16 protein-coding genes and 1 pseudogene are annotated in these 18,263 nt (G+C 69.2%); 10 read left to right on the forward strand and 7 right to left on the reverse strand.

Annotated features, from left to right (window positions below):
* Window positions 1–170: 170 nt before the first annotated feature.
* Window positions 171–452, reverse strand: coding sequence for a hypothetical protein (locus VD972_RS17585; RefSeq protein WP_324988503.1), 282 nt, complete (start codon window positions 450–452; stop codon window positions 171–173).
* A 188-nt stretch (window positions 453–640) separates the two neighbouring features.
* On the opposite strand from VD972_RS17585, the gene VD972_RS17590 reads away from it, so the two are divergent.
* The 8 genes and pseudogenes from VD972_RS17590 (at window position 641) to VD972_RS17625 (ending at window position 9,446) form a co-directional block, all read left to right on the forward strand.
* A complete protein-coding gene (locus VD972_RS17590; RefSeq protein ID WP_324988505.1) occupies window positions 641–1,129 on the forward strand; it encodes a PilZ domain-containing protein in 489 nt (162 codons plus the stop codon).
* Between the two features lie 209 nt (window positions 1,130–1,338).
* Window positions 1,339–2,391, forward strand: coding sequence for an esterase (locus VD972_RS17595; RefSeq protein WP_324988507.1), 1,053 nt, complete (start codon window positions 1,339–1,341; stop codon window positions 2,389–2,391).
* 18 nt (window positions 2,392–2,409) lie between these two features.
* Window positions 2,410–3,411, forward strand: a complete 1,002-nt coding sequence (locus tag VD972_RS17600; RefSeq protein ID WP_324988509.1) for an acetoacetate decarboxylase family protein — start codon at window positions 2,410–2,412, stop codon at window positions 3,409–3,411.
* Complete coding sequence (locus VD972_RS17605; RefSeq protein ID WP_324988511.1) at window positions 3,408–3,959, forward strand: hypothetical protein; 552 nt, start codon at window positions 3,408–3,410, stop codon at window positions 3,957–3,959. Before VD972_RS17600 ends, VD972_RS17605 begins: the two co-directional genes overlap by 4 nt.
* A gap of 524 nt (window positions 3,960–4,483) precedes the next feature.
* Window positions 4,484–4,861: pseudogene (locus tag VD972_RS17610) on the forward strand (patatin-like phospholipase family protein); the annotation flags it as partial.
* 136 nt (window positions 4,862–4,997) lie between these two features.
* Window positions 4,998–5,972, forward strand: coding sequence for a hypothetical protein (locus VD972_RS17615; protein WP_324988529.1), 975 nt, complete (start codon window positions 4,998–5,000; stop codon window positions 5,970–5,972).
* A 13-nt stretch (window positions 5,973–5,985) separates the two neighbouring features.
* A complete protein-coding gene (locus tag VD972_RS17620; protein ID WP_324988513.1) occupies window positions 5,986–7,752 on the forward strand; it encodes a GMC family oxidoreductase in 1,767 nt (588 codons plus the stop codon).
* Window positions 7,731–9,446: a hypothetical protein gene (locus tag VD972_RS17625; protein WP_324988515.1), complete on the forward strand. Its 1,716-nt coding sequence runs from the start codon at window positions 7,731–7,733 to the stop codon at window positions 9,444–9,446. The genes VD972_RS17620 and VD972_RS17625 overlap by 22 nt, the downstream gene beginning before the upstream one ends.
* A 1-nt stretch (window position 9,447) precedes the next feature.
* Here VD972_RS17625 and VD972_RS17630 read toward each other — a convergent pair whose 3' ends face one another.
* The 3 genes from VD972_RS17630 to def form a co-directional block, all read right to left on the reverse strand.
* Complete coding sequence (locus VD972_RS17630) at window positions 9,448–12,147, reverse strand: hypothetical protein (RefSeq protein WP_324988517.1); 2,700 nt, start codon at window positions 12,145–12,147, stop codon at window positions 9,448–9,450.
* Between the two features lie 147 nt (window positions 12,148–12,294).
* The gene (locus tag VD972_RS17635) at window positions 12,295–13,371 is read right to left on the reverse strand and encodes a hypothetical protein (RefSeq protein WP_324988519.1); all 1,077 of its coding nucleotides are present in this window, start codon (window positions 13,369–13,371) and stop codon (window positions 12,295–12,297) included.
* A gap of 37 nt (window positions 13,372–13,408) precedes the next feature.
* Window positions 13,409–14,020, reverse strand: coding sequence for a peptide deformylase (gene def / locus VD972_RS17640; RefSeq protein WP_324988520.1), 612 nt, complete (start codon window positions 14,018–14,020; stop codon window positions 13,409–13,411).
* Window positions 14,021–14,251: 231 nt separating this feature from the next.
* On the opposite strand from def, the gene VD972_RS17645 reads away from it, so the two are divergent.
* A complete protein-coding gene (locus VD972_RS17645; RefSeq protein ID WP_324988522.1) occupies window positions 14,252–14,545 on the forward strand; it encodes a hypothetical protein in 294 nt (97 codons plus the stop codon).
* Between the two features lie 191 nt (window positions 14,546–14,736).
* A complete protein-coding gene (locus tag VD972_RS17650; protein WP_324988524.1) occupies window positions 14,737–15,522 on the forward strand; it encodes an alpha/beta hydrolase in 786 nt (261 codons plus the stop codon).
* Window positions 15,523–15,684: 162 nt separating this feature from the next.
* On the opposite strand, the gene VD972_RS17655 is transcribed toward VD972_RS17650, so the two are convergent.
* The 3 genes from VD972_RS17655 to VD972_RS17665 form a co-directional block, all read right to left on the reverse strand.
* The gene (locus tag VD972_RS17655; protein WP_324988525.1) at window positions 15,685–15,852 is read right to left on the reverse strand and encodes a hypothetical protein; all 168 of its coding nucleotides are present in this window, start codon (window positions 15,850–15,852) and stop codon (window positions 15,685–15,687) included.
* Between the two features lie 168 nt (window positions 15,853–16,020).
* Window positions 16,021–16,929, reverse strand: coding sequence for an MsnO8 family LLM class oxidoreductase (locus VD972_RS17660; RefSeq protein ID WP_324988527.1), 909 nt, complete (start codon window positions 16,927–16,929; stop codon window positions 16,021–16,023).
* A 12-nt stretch (window positions 16,930–16,941) separates the two neighbouring features.
* Window positions 16,942–18,192, reverse strand: a complete 1,251-nt coding sequence (locus VD972_RS17665) for a lanthionine synthetase LanC family protein (protein WP_324988528.1) — start codon at window positions 18,190–18,192, stop codon at window positions 16,942–16,944.
* Window positions 18,193–18,263 lie beyond the last annotated feature (71 nt).

An 18,263-nucleotide genomic window follows, 5' to 3' on the forward strand; every position in this document is an offset into this window, starting at 1 on the left:
AGGCGCCTCCCCTGTTTTCAGCGCCCACGCCTCGCGCTCGTCCCGCATGAAGCCCACCAGGGTATCGACCACCTCACGGAGGAAGTCTTCCGGAGTCGACTCCCCGAGCCACACGTCGCTGGAAGCAATCGAGAGGGGCGCCTCGAGGTGCTGGGGCTCGAACGGGTGCGTCATGAGCGCTCACCCACCGGCACGCGGGCGGTCTTCACGCGAGGGGTGGCCGCCAGGGAGGACACGAGCAAGGCCTGGGTCCGAGGCTTCGCACGAGTCGAGGATGACTGCCTCACCGTCTTTCCCGTGCTGTTGACGACGGAGTCCCGGGCGGGAGCGGTTCGAGCCTGCCTGCGCCGCAGCGCGCGGATGATGACGCCCGCCAACAGCGTGGCGCCCAGGCCCATCAGGAGCAGAGGAGGCTTGGAGTCGGGAACGATCAGGGAGTGGGGAACGCGCATGGAGCCTCCAGCAGGGGACACCAGGCTCCTTGCACTCCGGATGCCTGAGTCCGACTCCAGGAAATTCGCGCTTCTGCGGGATCTGACGGGCGCCGAGCGCACCGAAATGGGGCGCCAGAGCGGATCTGGACCGAAATGGCGCACCCAGGAAGTGCACTTCACTTGAGGTGAGGCGTACCATTCCGTCCATGAGCATCAATGGATGGCTCCAGGAGTTCCGGGCACTCCACAAGCGGGCCCGGCAGAAGCATCTCAACGAAGAGGAGAAGCAGCTCTATCTCCAGGCGCGTGAGCAGTTCGCACGCGCGTTGACGGCCGCTCAGGGGATGACCCTCAAGCCCGGCGAGATGGCGCGCCAGACGTTCCGTGTCGCGCAGGCGATGCAGATCGAGCTCAGCCTCAGCCTGGGCATCGTGCGAGCGATGACGTTGGACGTCTCCAAGGGAGGCTTCTCACTGGTGCTCGGCAAGCCTCCCGGCGACAACGAGATGGTGGGCTACACGCTGAAGATGCCGGACGGAGCGGACCCCATCATCGGCCGGGCCAAGGTCGTCGCCTCCCGGAAGCAGATCGGCAACTACCGGCTCTCGTTCGCGTTCCAGGGCATGTCCGAGTACGACCAGGAGCGGCTGGAGACGGTGCTGTTCGACGCGGCCCTCTCCCGCATCCCAGGCTGAGCAGGCCGTCTGCAGCGTGGGGGCGGACCTCTGTCCGTGCTGGCTCCAAGCAGAGAGCCAGGCTCCACCGTCCAAGAATCACGCGCAGTCACATCCTCTAGAGGGGGACTCCACCCGAGTGCGAGTCCTCCGCTGACGTGTGTCCGTGGGGGACAGAGGTGGGGATCGCACGGGAGCCGTGTGCCCTCGCCAAGGAGCGTGGCCCCGTCATGCAGACTGACCCTTCCTCCCCTTCTCGCTACATGGAGAGTGTCGTCCCGTTCCTGGCAGGTGACGGCCGCTCGCTCAACCTCGTCCACATCCGCGGGGAGCAGGAGCCAACCAAGGGCCCGGTGGTGCTCGTCCACGGCGCCGGCGTGCGGGCCAGCATCTTCCGCGCGCCGGTGGCGAGGACCATCGTCGACGCGCTGGTAGCGGATGGCTACGACGTGTCGCTGGAGAACTGGCGCGCGAGCATCGACGTGGAGCCGAGCGAGTGGACGCTCGATCAGGCCGCCGTCCACGATCACCCAAAGGCCATCCAGACAATCGTCCAGCAGACCGGCCGGGACGAGGTGAAGGCCATCGTCCACTGCCAGGGCTCGACGAGCTTCATGCTGTCGGCCATGGCGGGGCTCGTCCCCCAGGTGAAGGTGATCCTCAGCAACGCCGTCTCGCTGCACCCGGTGGTGCCGCGCTCGGCCCGGCTGAAGGCCTTCTACGCCGTGCCGCTCGTGGCGCGGATGACGCCCTACCTGGATCCCCAGTGGGGCCTGCACGCGGAGGGCTTCACGGCCAAGGCCATCACCCTGCTGGTGAAGGCCACCCACCACGAGTGCGACAACACGGTGTGCCGACTGGCGAGCTTCACCTACGGCACGGGGTTCCCCACGCTGTGGCGGCACGAGAACCTCAACCCCGAGACGCACGAGTGGCTGAAGCATGAGTTCGCCAAGGTACCGCTCACCTTCTTTGAGCAGATGGCTGAGTGCATCCGCGCGGGACACCTGGTGCCGGTGGAGGGCTACCGGGAGCTGCCCGAGGATGTGGCCGAGCGCCCGCCGGAGACGGAGGCCCGCTTCGTCTTCCTGGCTGGGGAGCTGAACCGGTGCTTCCTGCCCGAGAGCCAGCGGCGAACGTTTGAGCGGCTCGACCACCACCGGCCCGGCTACCACGCCCTGCACGTGATCCCGGACTACGGCCACCTCGATGTCTTCATGGGCCAGGACGCGGCCCGGGACGTCTTCCCCCTCATCCTCGCCGAGCTGAACAAGCCAGTCTGAAGGAGCGCTGCCATGTGGATGATACCCAAGCGAATCAAGCAGCAGACGGGACGCTTCTCGAGGGTGGATGGCATCCCCTACGAGCTGCCCATCAACTCCCGTTCTTCCCCCGCCCTGATGGCGGCGTTCACGATCGACGCGCACGAGGCCGCCGCGCTGCTGCCCGGCAACGAGGTGCACCCGCTGCGGCTCTGGGGCAACAAGGGCGTGCTGCTCGTCACGGTGATTGACTACCGGGACACGGACATCGGCCCGTACATCGAGTTCAGCGTCGCCATCGCGTGCACCCATGGCCCGAGGCCCGCGCCCCCGGTACTCCCCCTGCTCTTCCAGAAGCACTACGGGCTGGGCCAGTACGTGGTGGACCTGCCGGTGAGCACGGAGATCTCCGTGAAGGGCGGCAAGGGCATCTGGGGAATGCCCAAGCATCAGGCGAACCTGGACTTCCGCATCAGCGATCAGACCGTCAGCAGCCAGTACGACAAGGACGGGAAGCTGGGAGTGCGCATCGAGATCGATCGGCCCGGGAAGGCCTGGCTCCCCCTGCGAGCCAGCGGCGCCAACTACTGCCAGTTCCGCGGGATGCTGATGAAGTCCTTCATCTACTTCCGCGGGAAGTTCGCGTTCCGGCTGGGACGGAAGGCCTCGGCCCGGCTCACCCTCGGCGATCACCCGCGCGTGGAGCCCCTCAAGAAGCTCGGCATTGCCTCCAAGCCGTTCTTCGTGGGCTTCCTGCCTTCCTCGAGCGGCGAGCTGGATGACCACTTCGAGTGCTGGTTCCTCAGCTACCCCCAGCTCCCCGCCGGTCAGCCCGAGGGCCTGGAGAGTGTGGCGGATCTCGGGCTGAGCCAGGAGTGGCTGGCTCCCCCGGCCGCTGGTAGCAGGCAGCCCACGCTTCCCCCCGTGGCTGCGACGGCGGGCTCTTTGGAGCAAGCGTCCGAGGAGGAGGGCCCTCAGGGCGCCGAGCCCCGCCGGCCCGACAGCGTCTCGGACGGCGCCGGCCTGGGAGCGCACTCATGAGGCGCTCGGTCCTTCACACGCTCAATGCGTGCCTGCTGTTCCTCTGTACCTCCATGTACCTGGGGACTGGCTGGTCGCTCGTGCTGTTCTCGTTCCCCATCGCCCCTCAGCTGACGGTGGACACCTACTACCTCCAGTTCGTCCCCCAGGTGACGGCCGCCACCCGGTTCTTCACCTGGATGACGGGGGTGATGCTCGCTTCCGCCGTCGTGCTGTTCCTCGCCGAGCGCAAGAGCCCGTTGCGCTGGTACCCCGCCATCGTCTTGCTCGGCGTGGTGGCCGCCACGCTGCTCACCCGGTTCTTCATCTTCCGCTACAACGCGGAGATGGCCGCGGGGATCCGCGACCCCGAGCGCCTGCGTGAAGTGCTCGCCGCGTGGATGAACACCAACCGCATCCGCGTAGGGCTGTGGACCGTCCAGTGGCTGGCGATGATGGGCTACTTCGCCCACAAGGTGCTGCGGGCAGAGAAGCCCGCTCGCGCCGAGGTCGCGAAGCCCGCTCCCCAGGAGCCGAGTGCCCGCCGGTGGGTGGAGGCCCGGTCATGAGGGGCCGCGGAGAGCCCTGGCTGCGCTGGAGCCTCGTCGCCATCTCTGTCGCCACGGTGGTGAGCGGCGCCGTGCAGCTCATCGCTCCCGGCTTCGAGCTCGAGTTCCTCCGCGCCGAGTCCACTCCGACGAGCCGCCACTTCTTCGGCATCGTCGGCATGTTCATGGTCCTCTTCGGAGGGCTGCTGCTCCACGCGCTGGTCCGCCCGAAGGAGAACCCTGCCGCCTTCGTGTGGGCCGGGCTTCAGAAGCTCGGCGCGTGCGTGGCGGTGAGCCTGGGTGTGGCCCGGGGGATCTTCTCTCCGCTCGCGCTGGGGGTCGCTGGGTTTGATCTCCTCTCCGGGCTGCTGATCCTAGGCTACCTCGGCCTGCTGCGCCGCTCCGAGCGCGTGGCGCTGTCCCCTCCGCTCAAGTCCGCGCCCAAGGCCCCTCCCCCCACCGAGCCGCGCCCCGTCACCTCACCTCTCGCCTCCTCACCGACGGAGGACGGGCGGAAGCGGGCCCTCATCCTGGCGGGCGGTGGCATGCGCGTGGCCTGGCAGGCAGGAGTCGTGAGGGCGCTCCAGGACGCGGGGCTTCGCTTCACACACGGCGACGGCACCTCGGGCGGAATCATCAACCTGGCGATGCTGCTGTCGGGCCAGTCACCCGCGGAGATGTGTGACCGCTGGCGAACCCTGCGCGTGAAGGACTTCGTCTCCTTCGTCTCGCCCGAGAAGTACCTGAAGGCCTGGGACATGGAGGCCATGGGTGACGCGGATGGCATCCGCGAGCACGTCTTCCCCCACCTCGGCATCAACGTGGACGCCATCCGCGCCCACACGGCGATGCAGGGCACCTTCAACGTCTGTGACTTCACCCGCAAGACGAACGAGGCCATCCCCCACACCCGCGTGGACCTGGATCTGCTCGTCGCGGGCATCTCGTTGCCCATCTTCATGCCGCCCGTTCGCAAGGACGGCGCTCTACCTGGACTCCGTCTGGATCCAGGACGCCAACCTGCTCGAAGCGGTGCGGCGCGGGGCCCAGGAGCTCTGGGTGCTGTGGTGCATCGGCAACACGCCCACCTACCAGCGCGGGGTGTTCCACCAGTACGTCCACATGATCGAGCTCAGCGCCAACGGCGCCCTCTTCGAACAGCTCGAGCGCATCCAGGAGCTCAACGACCGCATCCGGGCCGGAGAGGTGGTGCACGGCCACCGCCAGCCCATCGTGGTCCACCTCGTCAGGCCCGAGCGGCCCCTGCCGCTCGATCCGGACTTCTACGCCGGCCACATCACCGCCGGCTCCCTCATCGACCTGGGGTACGCGGACGCCCGGCGCTACCTCGACACACGCAGTGACCAGGGCCTGCCGCTCACACCGGAGATCACGCAGATGAACGCACCCGCTCCCGACCTCACCTTCCGCGAGACCATGTCCGGCCCACTGGCCCTCAACGAGACCGATCCCACGGCCGGCGCAGGCAAGGGCCGCCACTCGACCTTCACCTTCCACGCCACCATCAGCGTGGACGACATGGAGGCGTTCATCCGAGACCCTCAGCACGCGGCCCGGCTCGTGGCCCACGTCTCCTATCCGCCCTTCGGGGACAACCTCCCCGTGAAGCGCGGGAGCTTCAACCTCTTCAAGGCTGGCGACGCCCCGAACACCCGGCTGATGACCTATGGCATGGCCTTCGAGCACCAGGGCCGCGAGTACTACCTGTCCGGAACCAAGACGATCCGCGACGACAAGGGCCCGGACCTCTGGCACGACACCACCCGGCTCTACTGCCGGCTCCACGAAGGCCCGGACGAGCGCGGCCCAGTGGTGGGCGCGGGCGTCCTGAAGCTGGGGCTCGGAGATCTGCTCAAGCTCGTCTCCAGCATGCGCTCTTCTCGCTCGGGGACCGACGGCGCCCAGGCGGTGATGCGCTTCGGCCGGTTCTTCCTCGGGACCCTCTGGGACGTCTACGCGCCCATGGCCCGCGAGCCCGAGGCCGTCGAGCGTGAGGCCATCTCTCCCCCATGAGCCAGGAGCCACCATGAACCCGCGACGTGAACACTTCGACGCCATCATCGTCGGCTCGGGCTTTGGCGGCTCGGTGATGGCCTGGCGGCTGGCCGAGGCGGGCCTGCGCGTCTGCGTCCTGGAGCGCGGCAAGGCCTATCCCCCCGGCTCCTTCCCGCGCAGCCCCTATGGCATGCGCCGCAACTTCTGGGACCCGAGCCAGGGGCTCCACGGGCTCTTCAACCTGTGGTCCTTCAAGAGCCTGGGCGGCGTGGTGGCGAGCGGACTGGGCGGCGGCTCGCTCATCTACGCCAACGTCCTGCTGCGCAAGGACGAGAAGACCTTCGTCCGCGAGAACCTCCAGGACGGCGGGTACGAGGACTGGCCCGTCACCCGCGAGGACCTGGAGCCGCACTACGACGCCGTGGAGAGGATGCTGAAGCCCCAGCGCTACCCCTTCGAGCACGAGCCCTATCGTCACACCTCGAAGACGATCGCGATGAAGGTCGCCGCGGAGCGGATGGGGCTCCAGGACGACTGGCAGCTCCCCCCGCTGGCGGTCACCTTCGCCAACCCGGGCCAGGCCCCGGTGCCCGGTGAGCCCATCCCCGAGCGCTACCCGAACCTGCACGGGCGGACCCGCCTCACGTGCCGGCTGTGTGGCGAGTGCGACATTGGCTGCAACTACGGCAGCAAGAACACGCTCGACTACACGTACCTCTCGGCCGCCAAGCGGCTCGGGGCGGAGCTGCGCGTGCGGTGCGAGGTGAGGGCCTTCTGGCCCGAGGACGGCGAGTACGTCGTCGAGTACGTGGACCACTCGGAGGCCCGTGAGGGCGAGCGGCCCGAGGTGCCCACCTCGATGCTGCCGCGCACCATCATCTCCGCGGACAAGCTCGTCCTGGCGGCGGGGACGTTCGGGACGACCTACCTGCTGCTCAAGAACCAGCACGCGCTCCCAGGGCTCAGCGGCCAGCTCGGGACGCGGTTCTGCGGCAATGGAGACATGCTGGGGTTCCTCTTCAAGTCCACGCAAGGCAGCAAGGGCAAGCGCGAGCCGCGCATCCTCGACGGCGGCCGTGGCCCGGTCATCACCAGCGCCCTCCACATCCGGGACGCCGCCGAGGGAGGCACCGGACGCGGCTACTACGTGGAGGACGCGGGCTACCCGGAGTTCGTCAACTGGCTCTACGAGAGCAGCAACCAGCTCGCCCTCCTGCGCCGCTTCGCGCGGCTGGGCCACCGGCTCGTGAAGGGGTGGCTCGGCCTCACCCGGGACAGCGACGTGAGCGCGGAGATCGCCGACGTCCTCGGGGACTGCGTGGGCTCGGCCAGCTCGCTGCCGCTGCTCGCCATGGGCAGGGACATCCCGGATGGGAGGATGACGCTGAACCGCGATGGGATGCTGGAGCTCGACTGGAGCATTCGCCGCTCGTCCAGCTACTTCCGGCGCGTCCGCCAGACCATGGCGGAGATCGCCGACGCGCTCGAAGGCAAGCTGCTCCACAACCCGCTCAGCTACCTCAGCCGCGTCATCACCGTGCACCCGCTCGGCGGCTGCCCCATGGGCCGCACCGTCCAGGAGGGCGTGGTGAGCGCGGAGGGTGAGGTCTTCAACCACCCCGGCCTCTATGTCGCGGATGGTGCAGCGATGCCGGGCCCTACCGGCCCCAATCCCAGCCTCACCATCGCCGCCCTGGCGGACCGCTTCGCCGATCACCTCATCGCTCGAGCCCACCGCATCACGCCTCGGCCCTCTCCCCCCATGAAGGAGGCGTCATGGCCTCAACCACCGACGTGATCGCCGCTCCAGCGCCCGCTCCCGCTAAGCCCCCCAAGCGCCCGCCCGCCCGGAAGATGGTGGCCTGGCTCGACCCGCTCACCCTGGTGAAGACGGGCATTCGGTCCGCCATCTCCGCCACCATCGGCAAGCAGGCCGATCGCCGGCTGCTCGACGCGCTGGCGGCCCCCGACGTGAAGCCCTGCGACGTCTCCGTGGATGCTGCGGGCCGGCCCCGGCAGGAGCTCTGGCTCGACTACGTGTCGGACCTGGGGGACGGCTGGAACTCCACCTACGCGGTGGCGGAGACGGTCGCACGGCCCTCCCTCACGCTCCGGGACGAGACAGGCGCCACCCATGAGACACGGGGCGGCGCGGTGCTCGTGTTCGGCGGCGACGAGGTGTACCCGGACGCCAGCCTCCTGGCGTACGAGGAGCGGACCCTCCATCCCTGGACCTGTGCGCTGCGCGGGCAGCGGCCACCACCCCACCTCTTCGCCGTCCCGGGGAACCATGACTGGTACGACGGGCTCGTGTCCTTCATGCGCCTGTTCTGCCAGGGCCGCACCCTCTCCGGATTCGAGACGTGCCAGCGGCGCAGCTACTTCGCCGCGAAGCTCCCGCATGGGTGGTGGCTGATCGGCACGGACATGCAGCTCGAGTCGGACGTCGACCAGCCCCAGGTCAGCTACTTCCAGGAGCTCGCGAAGCAGATGGGCGAGGAGGATCGCATCATCCTGTGCCTGGCGGAGCCCGCGTGGCTCGTCTCCCAGGTCCGCCCAAAGGAGGGCCGGTCCTACCTGGAGAACAACCTCGACTTCCTCGAGGAGCAGGTGTTCGGAAAGAAGGTCAGCGTCTTCCTCGCGGGAGACCTCCACCACTACCGGCGCCACGCCAACCCAGAGGGGCGGCAGAAGATCATCGCGGGCGGCGGCGGCGCCTTCCTGCACCCCACGCACCTGCCCCGCAAGGAGGCCGAGCTCGCCGACGGCTTCACCCCGCGCAAGATCTTCCCCAGCCCCCAGGAGTCCCAGCGGCTGTGCTGGCGCAACCTTGGGCTCGTGGTGAGCAACCCCCGCTTCGGAGTCCTCACCGGCCTGCTCTACATGCTGCTGGCCTGGGCGCTCTCGGTGAACCTCGGCGGGGCGAACGTGCCGCAGGCCCTGGGACTCGTGGTGCGCACGGCCCTCTCCAATCCGGGGATCGTGCTCATCTCCACGCTGGTCATCCTGGGGCTGATGGGCTTCGCGGACCGGCGCTTCGGCCGCTGGCGCTGGCTCGTCGGGCTGCTGCACGGACTGCTGCACCTGACCGCGGCGTTCCTGATCGCCTGGGGCGTCTCTCACCTCATGGGCTCACTCGTGGACCTGCCCTTCCGGAGCCTGGGGAGGGATATGCTCAGCGCTGCCCTCATCTTCGTCGGCGGCTTCCTGGCCGGACCGACGATCATGGGCCTCTACCTGCTCCTCTCGCTCAACGTCTTCGGCGCCCACCCCAACGAGGCGTTCTCCTCCCTGGCGATCCCGGACTGGAAGAACTTCATCCGGCTGCACATCGACAAGGAGGGGCACCTGCGCATCTTCCCCATCGGCCTGCGGCGCGTGCCTCGTGCCTGGAAGCGCGGAGAGACTGCCCGCGAGCCCGAGTGGGTGGCGGACCCCAGGGACAAGCGGGCCACGCCCCCCGCACTCATCGAGCCTCCCATCGTCCTCTGAGTCACACCGGAGCCGGAGGCATCAGGTACTCGAGCAGCGTCCAGGCCTTGCTCCAGTCCGGCACCCGCTGGGCGATCATCTGGTGGAGCCACTGGATGACCGAGGAGGGCGGAGGCGCGCCGCGGTGCTCGAGCGCGGCCTTCGCGCTGGCCAGCAGCCGCGGAATGTACGAGGGGGGTGCGCCCCAGACCTGGGTCAGCCCCTTGTCCCACTGCCCCTGGCGGAACAGCCCGTCGATCTCCTCGCAGAACACCTCGGGCAGGCGCTGCCAGAGCTCCTTGCGGGTAGCGTGATCATGGCTGTCCGGTCGCCCGGCACGGATGGCCTGCCGGACATACTCCGGCGGAATCCGCTGCCAGAGCGCGTGCAGGGGAGCGACGCCCCAGGACTCTGCCTTGTCGATCCACACCCGGATGAACGCCTGCCAGTGCTCCGGCTGGAAGAACCTGCAGGCGTCCTTCTCCCCGAGGAGCTGGCGGTGGCGCTTGCCGGCGAGCACCTCGACTGCCTCGGGGGGCAGGAACTGCCAGAAGATCCTGGCGTGGGCCTCCTCGGGGTGGAGGAACGGCGGAAGATCCCCGGCGCTCGAGGAGAGCCAGGCCGCCCAGACCTTCCGAGCACACTGCTCCCAGTCCACCCCGCGCCGCCGCGCATACTCCGGCAGCAGCGTGCCCAGCGCATGCCAGGACACGGCCTGATTCAGCTGGCTCAAGGAGAGCGCCTGTTGCTGGAGGAAGCGGAGCAGGCGCTCAGGCTGGAGCAGCAGCGGAGCCGCCGTGGAGGGCGGGGGGAGCGGGCCCAGCTTGTCCAGCAGACGGCCGCCCAGCAACAGGAGCGGCATGAGCCACTGCTCGGGCATGCGCCGCTCCTGCGGCGACCGATAGGAGGCCATGTACAGCAGCCACCTCCGGGCATCGGCGGAGGGCCTCGCACACCAGGAGTCGAGCGCGAGGTCTGCTCCGGCAGTCAGCGTCTCGGACAGTGCCAGGAGGGCGGCGTACCAGACCCGGTGATCGACCAGGACGGACTCCCCCGCGGAGGCCAGCTCATAAGCAATGCGTGGCCGAGGCAGCCCCCCGGCATCCGGAACGACCAGCGCCCGCTGGAGCCGGAGCACGCCCAGGCGGAGCTCGTCCGGCACGGACTTGCCTTCGAGGGCCACCAGGCCGAGCACTCTAAAGGAGGCCTCGAGCGCGGCAACCCAGGCGGGGGACCGCGTGTCGGGCCCTTGCAGGACACCTCGCACGAGCGCGAAGTCTCCCCCCCGGCAGCGCTCGAGCAGGGCCTCGAACACCGCCGCCGCATGCTCCTGGCGCAGCAGGACACCGCCCCACGTGTGGGGCCCTTGCTCCAGCGTCTCCAGGAGGGACTGCTCGATCAGCGACGCCAGCACCCAGGGAGGCTGGAAGGCCAGCTGCTGGGGCTGCCTCTCGCGCAGCAAGCCGAGATCCTTCAGGGCCCGCACGATCCGGAACGCGTCCGCCGGGAGACGGCCCTCGAGCTTCTCCAAGGCCCCCCGGTCCACCTTCATCCCCTGGCGCTCCAGCTCCTTCAGCCACTCCAGATCGGCATGGTCCGGCCGCATGTGCACCAGGGCATGCCACGTGTCCAGAGAGCGGGCCTCGAACCACGGCGTCTCGCTCTCCACGAGCAGACGCCGGCCCAGGTGCTGGAGCCGCTCCCACAGGAGCTCCTGCGGCAGCTCGACGCCCTCAATCTGCTGCAGGCGCATGCGCAGAAAGAGCCGGGCCAGATCGGCCGAGCGTCGCGCCTTGGCCAGCCCCGCGGCGTCCCCCCTCCTGCTGAAGGTGGCGAAGAGCCCGATGAAGCCCAGCGCCGTGCTGAGGGTGTCAATCCGGGCGAGGACGTCCGGTGTCTCCAACAGCCACCGCTGGCACGCCTCCCGATCGAACCCGTCGACCGTGACGCGCTCCTCCACCCACGCCACCAGCTCGTGCAGCCACGAGCGCACATCCGGGCTGCTCACGCCGAGCCAGGGCGAGGACGCGAGCCTCCGAGGGGACTGGGCCTTGGGGTGCTCACGCAGCTCCCGCGGGCCGCGCTCGGCCTCCAGCTCCGGAGGCCGGGGAGGCGGTGCCTCGGTGGCCACACAGATCTTCAGTCCGGACGGCCATGTCGCGTGGAAGGGAGCCCCCTCCGCGGAGCCGAGCTCGATGAAGACAGCGCCCTGCTCGGGGAGCTGGCGCTCGGCCTCGGCCCACGTCTCGGCCTGGAGGAACACCGCCTGAGCTCGGGCCTCGAGCCACTGCCCCGTCAGGGTCCGCCCCGAGCCGCTCGGCGCATGCCACCAGAGCGGCCACGTGGCCGGATCCCTCACCTGCGCGGGGATCCCCGGGGGCAGCGGCTCCCGCCTCAGATCCAGCGCACGGGCCGGGACATCCCGGAACTGGACGCGGGAGCCCCCCGCGTGACGGGGGGGCTGGAGCTGCGCGATCTGCTCCTCGGCCTCCTCCTGGGTCATCTCCAGGATCTCGGCGAGCGCATGAAGGGCCCCGGGACGCTGCTCGAGCCACTCCAAGGCCTCGCCCGCGTCGAACTTCCCCAGGTAGGTGGCCAGCGAGGACTCCTTGATCCGCTCAGAGCGCGGCCAGGACCTGGCCTTGCGGACGCGCTGCGCCAGCTCGATCAGGCTGTGCACAGGTGGCTCCAGTCCCTCCATGCGGTCGCGGATCCAGCCCATGTGCAGCTCCTCCCCACGCTTTTTATAACTCAAATCGCCCCAATTGGGAACCAATTGGGCCCCTATTGGCGGACAAAAGGACACACTCCTGACAGAAAGTGTGTTCAGGGGTTCACACCTCATACCCTGGGGCAGTGTCGCCGGGGGTCAGGTGGCCGAGCTGTTGATGCCGGCGCGGAAGGCCGCCTTCATGGCCTGGAGGAGCTGGTTCGAGAGGTGCTCGTACTGCTTCGCGTCTGGGCCGTCGAAGGCCAGGTCATTCCACGAGCCCATCCCGCCGAACACGTCCGCGGCCATGGCGGCGTTCACGAGCTGGACGGCCGGTACCGGCAGCCCGTTGATCAGCAGCAGCTCGAGGAGATCCTCGAGAGGCTGGGGCTCGAGCGACAGCCGGAGCAGGCAGCGGCGGAAGTGCTTGCTCCAGTACTTGAGGCCCTGGCGCTCCGCGAACGCTCGCACGGCCTCCAGTGCGCTCGCGAGCGAGGAGCGGCAGGCGCTCAGGCCCTGCTCGGTCGCGGCCGCATCGCCGGATCCCACGGGGAGGTACTCGAAGGAGAGGCTGTTGGACCCGGGCGCGGCGGCGACGAAGGTGTTCCACTTCACCGTCTCGTCGGTGTCCACCTCGTGGCCGTTCCCCACGGGCTCCACCTCGACGACCAGCGACATGAAGCGCTGCATGATCTCCTGCATGTCGTCGACGCTGCGTGACTCGAGGAAGGCCCGGACGCTGCGGCCCCCCAGCTCCGGCCCGAGCTCGCGCTTCAGCGCTTCTTCCCAGGCCTCCGCCCGCTTGCGGCCCCGATAGAACTCGTAGAGCTGCCTGCCGGTGATCTCATAGAGGCGAGGCTGCACCTCGCGCGGCATGAACCGCTCGCTGCGCCTCCCATCCGTGAAGAGGAGCAGCCCCATTCCTCCCCCTCCCGCGAACCCCTCGCGGATGTGGGTGGGCAGCTCCTCTGAGGCGCCTGCCGTGTCCGTCTCCCACGGGCCTGGCGCGAACCACAGGCGCGCCTGCGGTGAGGCCTGGGACGCGAGCCACTCCTGGAAGGAGCGCCGCCCACCCTGTTCGTCCCGCATCGTCACCCGCGAGTACAAGCGGCTCTCCGGACGGAGGGCGATGCTCATGAACTCCTCGATGTCCTCCCAGCGGATCCGCGTGGGCTCTCGCAGCGCGCGGTTACCGGTGGTGACGAGAAGGGTCGTGCAGACGTCCAGAGGGCGCATGGGACATAGGTTACCCCCGTAGGGCCAAGCCATAGCCCTACTTCGAACGCTCTGGCAGGCCGAGCTCCACGCGGAGCTGCGCCGTCGTCCTCCCCGCCTGGTGACGGCGGTGGTTCTCGGCCGTGGAGAAGCTGCGCGTCTCCATCCGGTCCACATAGAGCGCGCCGTCCAGGTGATCCACCTCGTGCTGGAGGATGCGCGCGTACCAGCCCCGGGCCGAGATGCTGACGGGCGCTCCCTTCTCGTCCAGCGCCTCCACGCGCACGCCGCGCGCCCGTGGGACCAGCGCCGCGTAGCCGCTCACGCTCAGGCACCCCTCGTGGAACTCCACGAGCGTTGGATCCTCCACCACCAGCCGCGGGTTGATGAGGACGTGGAAGTCCACCGGCTCGCGCTCGCGCGCGGCCAGCTCCTCCGCCGAGAGCGCCGCCTGGTACGCGGCCCGGTCCTCCACCACCACCAGGCGCAGCCCCACGCCCACCTGCGGCGCCGCCAGCCCCACGCCCGGTGTGTCCCGCATGGTGTCGCGCATGAGCTCGATGAGCGACTTCACCTCGGGGCTGGAGACCTCCTCGGGCGTCAGCTCCCGAGCCCGCTGCCGCAGCACCGGGTCCCCCGCCTGGACGATCTTGAGCACTGTGCCTCGCACCTCAGCTCCTTCGCTAGGCCCCCCCGAAATGGGCTGGCAAGGGCTTGCGCCGTAGCTGACCTCCCACGGGCATGCAATGACGGACGCTTCAGCTGGCTCCTGTCATCTCCAGGACAGCCCATGTGTCCTGGGTTGATCGGGTTCCACGACTCGACATGAGGAGCGGCTGACAAGCGAGGCTCGGAGGATCACCGTGCCACGCGGGAATGGTCCCACAGTGAAGGAGAGTGCATGCCACCTCGTGGTGTGAAGAGCTCGAAGCGCACGCGCCAGTATGAGCACATCAAGGACTCCGCGAAGGCTCGCGGGAAGAGCCCTCGTCGGGCCAAGGAGATCGCCGCTCGCACCGTCAACAAGCAGCGGAGCAAGGTCGGTGAGACGAAGACGGCGCCCCGCCGCGGCACCGCAGGCAAGACGGCTCGCGGCAAGACGGCTCGCGGCAAGAGCAGCTCGAGCAGCAGTCGTGGGGGTTCGCGCAGCAGCTCCAACCGCAGCAGCTCCGGGCGCAGCCGCAGCAAGGTGTAGGCGCTGGCTTTCCGAGGGACGCGGGGGCAGCAGCCTCGCGCCCTCCACCGGCGGCCTGATCCGCTCCTGCGCGTGAGGCTCCGCGCGACAGGCGCTCTTGCGCCGTCAGCGGCACCCAGGGCTCACGAGACCGTACTCCTTTGGTGGTATCCCCTCCCACGAGGATCCCGGGCATCGTCGTTCCACAAGTCATGCCCCTCGTCGAGCTGCGCGGTCAGATCATCCACTACGAAGACTCCGGCGGTCCCGGACGCCCTCTCATCCTGGGCCATGAGTTCCTCCTGGACAGCCGCATGTTCGATCCCCAGGTGCTCGTGCTGTCTCCCGAGTTCCGCGTCATCCGCTGGGATGCCCGAGCGCTCGGCCGCACGCAGTGGGATGGGAAGCCCTTCTCGCTCTGGGACTCGGCGGAGGACTGCATCGCTCTGATGGACTACCTCGGCATCGAGCAGGCCGTGGTGGGCGGCCTGAGCCTGGGGGGCCACTGCGCCCTGCGCGCCGCGCTGCTCTACCCCGAGCGCGTCAAGGCCCTGGTGCTCATGGGAACCCGGGCCACCCGGGAGGACGCGCAGCAGCGGGACATCTACATGGACATGGCGAAGATCTGGTCCTCCGAGGGGCCCATCGAGCCGCTCCTCCACATCCTCGCCAGCTCCCTGTTCGGAGAGCCCCAGCGCTTCAAGCACTGGTTTGGGCGCTGGCGCATGCTCACCGGTGCCCACTTCCTCGCCTCCAGCCGCTGCCTCGTGGAGCGCGATGACATCAGCAAGCACCTCAAGGACATCCACTGCCCCTCCATCACCTTCCACGGCCTGGAGGACCTCAGCGTCGCTCCGAGCCAAGGGGAGCTGCTCCACCTGATGCTGCCCGGCAGTACCGGCTTCGTGCCCATTCCCGGCGCCGCCCACGCCGCCAACCTCACCCACCCGGAAATCCTCACCCCGCCCCTGCTCGAGTTCCTCCGCGCTCACGCGTGACGGGCGCGGTCAGGAACAAGGTGGAGAGATTCGGAGGGAGCGGAGGGCGAAGCCGAGAGGCCTCCAGCCCTGGGGCAAACCCGCCCGGCGCGAGAAGCAGCGCGGGCTCGCGAAGCCGCTCTCTTGAGAGAAAGCGACTCCGCGGGGTGCTACGCAGGCTGACTACTCGGCCTGCTGCTCCAACTCACGGCCGGTGATGAAGCAGCAGCCGCTGGTGAAACACGTGCCACCGACCACGGAGTCCAGCATGTCAAGTTCCTGGTCCACGAGCGGGCGGAGGGTCTCCTTCTTCAGGGAGAGCTTCAGCTTCGGCTGCTTCTTGGTGTCCATGATGGCTCCTTTGGGGGTGACTGCCAGTTGAGAGGGTGCTCGCTGAGTGAGCTGCCGAGCACTTGCTAATAGTTGAAACCAGCGTGGCTTTTAAGTCAACACGCGAAGTGTGGAGAACTTAAAAAAGTGGCGAAGCTCTGAAAACGGGGAGTGTCGCGAGACCGGCCCTCAGGCCGCGGACGCCGTGGCCGGCAGGGCCAGGGCCTCCGCGAGGAGCTGGAGGCTGCGGAGCTGGGTGGCCTGGTCCGGGCCCATGTTGAGGAGGATGAGCTCGTCGATCTGGTACCGCTCGGCGAGCGCCAGGAGCCGCTCCCGGCAGTGCTGGGGCGAGCCCACCACCTCGAAGCCGGACCGGGGGTTCTCGGGCGAGTTCTCCGCCTGCCTCCGGGCCTCCTCGTCCGTCTCCGCGCAGAGGGCCGCCACGGAGACGATGCAGCGCGGAGCGGACTGGTGGCTGCTCGGGCGGAACTCTTCCCGGTAGCGGGCGATGAGGGAGGGATCATCGCGGCTCTTGGCATGGCTGAGCGACAGGCCGTAGCTGGTGCCGTGGCGCGCGGCCAGCGAGGCCGTCACCGGCGAGCCGGAGCCCAGCAGCCAGAGCGGTGTCATCCCCGCGTCCATGGGGTTGAAGGACAGGGAGCTCTCGTTGCGCATCAGCGCGAGCAGCTGCTCCACCCGCTGGAGGTAGTCCTCGTTGTTGTTGCCGATGAGCGGCGCCCCGGACCGCATGGCCGCGAGCACCTCCGGCAGCGAGGAGCCGCTGCCCACCCCCAGGTCCACCCTCCCGCCGAAGAGCGCCTCCAGCAGCCGGAAGGTCTTCGCCACACGCAGGGGGCTGTGGAGCAGCAGCAGGACCCCGGCCACGCCCACGCGGATGCGCTCGGTGCTGCCGGCCATCATGCCCATCAGCAGCTCCGGGCTGTGGTGCGCGTAGCTCAGCTCGTGGTGCTCCGACAGCCAGTAGCGGGAGTAGCCCAGGGTCTCGGCCTCCTGGACCATCTGAAGGGTTTCGAAGACGCGCTCGGTCGGAGAGTGGCCCTTCCGGATGCAGCAGAAGTCGAGGATTCCCAGTTGCATGAAGAGCGTGGCTCAGGCGGTGGGGGTGGTGGAGCGGAGTGGCGAGTGCAGGGAGAAGAGGAAGGCCTCGTCCCAGTCGGGAGCCAGGTCCGAGGCAGCGGCGAGCAGGGTCAGCGCGGTGCCCGAGGCGCCGTACTGGAGCACCGGCACGGGCTGCGCGGACTGCTTGAAGTCGAAGCCGCCGATGCCCGAGCCGGGCTGGCGCAGGCTCAGGGTGTGGCGCAGCCACCGCACCGCCGCCTCCTCGAAGAGGGGCTCCCGCGTGGCCTGGAAGAGCCGGAGGAAGAGGTGGGCGGTGCCCGCGGAGCCGCAGCACAGGTTGGTGACGGCGGGCAGCGGGCGCTCCAGCGCCTCGCGGGCCACGTGGCGGGCCCAGTCGAGCGCGCGCGCCGTCCACACCGGGTGCCCCCAGAGGTGGGCGGCCCACCACAGCACGGCCGTGATGCCGGGGTTGCCCACGCACCACGAGAAGCGCTCATCCGTGACGCGCTCGGCGCCATGGAGGAAGTGGGGAAAGGCCGGGTGCCCCGTCGGCGAGGCCAGCCGCCCCAGCCATGCGAAGCCTCTGTCCAGGAGCAGCTCTGCCTTCGCCCGGGCGATGCCGAGCCGGTGGGCAGCGGCGAGCACGGCCAGCGCCGGTGGGATGCCGTGGGCGACCCCGACGGTGTAGAGGCCGTTGGGGAAGGAGGCCCCGGGGCCGTGGAGCGCCCAGTAGGAGCGGGGCAGAGGCCAGGTAAGGTCCGTGCCCGAGACCTCTGCGGTGCCCTCCAGCAGCTCCACGACTCGCTCCAGCAGCCGCTGGCCGGAGGGGTGGGGCAACCGCTTGAGCGCATACAGCCCGATGCCCGCCAGGCCCTCTCGGAGATCGCACCCATACGGGGTGGGAGTCTTCTGGAGCCGTGCCTCGAGCTCCTCGTCCACCTGCGCGCAGAGCTCCTCGATGTCCAGGGAGTGCCGCTCGGCCAGATGCAGGACGGTCCACCCCAGGCCGCCCAGCCCCACGTGGAGCCCAGCGGGAGGCTCGCCGCGCGCGAGGCGCTCCGTGGCCTGCTCCAGGCAGTGCGCTACCTGCTCGTCGTACCGCCCCCCCGTCAGCCGCGAGGCCATGTCGAAGAAGAGCGCCAGGCCGAGGTGTCCCTCCATGAGGCTCGCGGGCCACCGGCCGGGAATGAGGCCGGCGACGTCCTGGATGACGGCCTCGACCGCTTCCAAGCTCTGCGTGCGGAGGGGCCCTGAGAGGAGGGAGGGCCACGGTGAGTTCATGGGGGGGAAGTCTCCTCCCGCGCCGCCGCGCCACGCAAGTCGCGGGGCGCGGGCCGTGAGAGCGCCATGCT

This window comes from Hyalangium sp. (assembly GCF_035629615.1).
GTDB lineage: Bacteria > Myxococcota > Myxococcia > Myxococcales > Myxococcaceae > Hyalangium.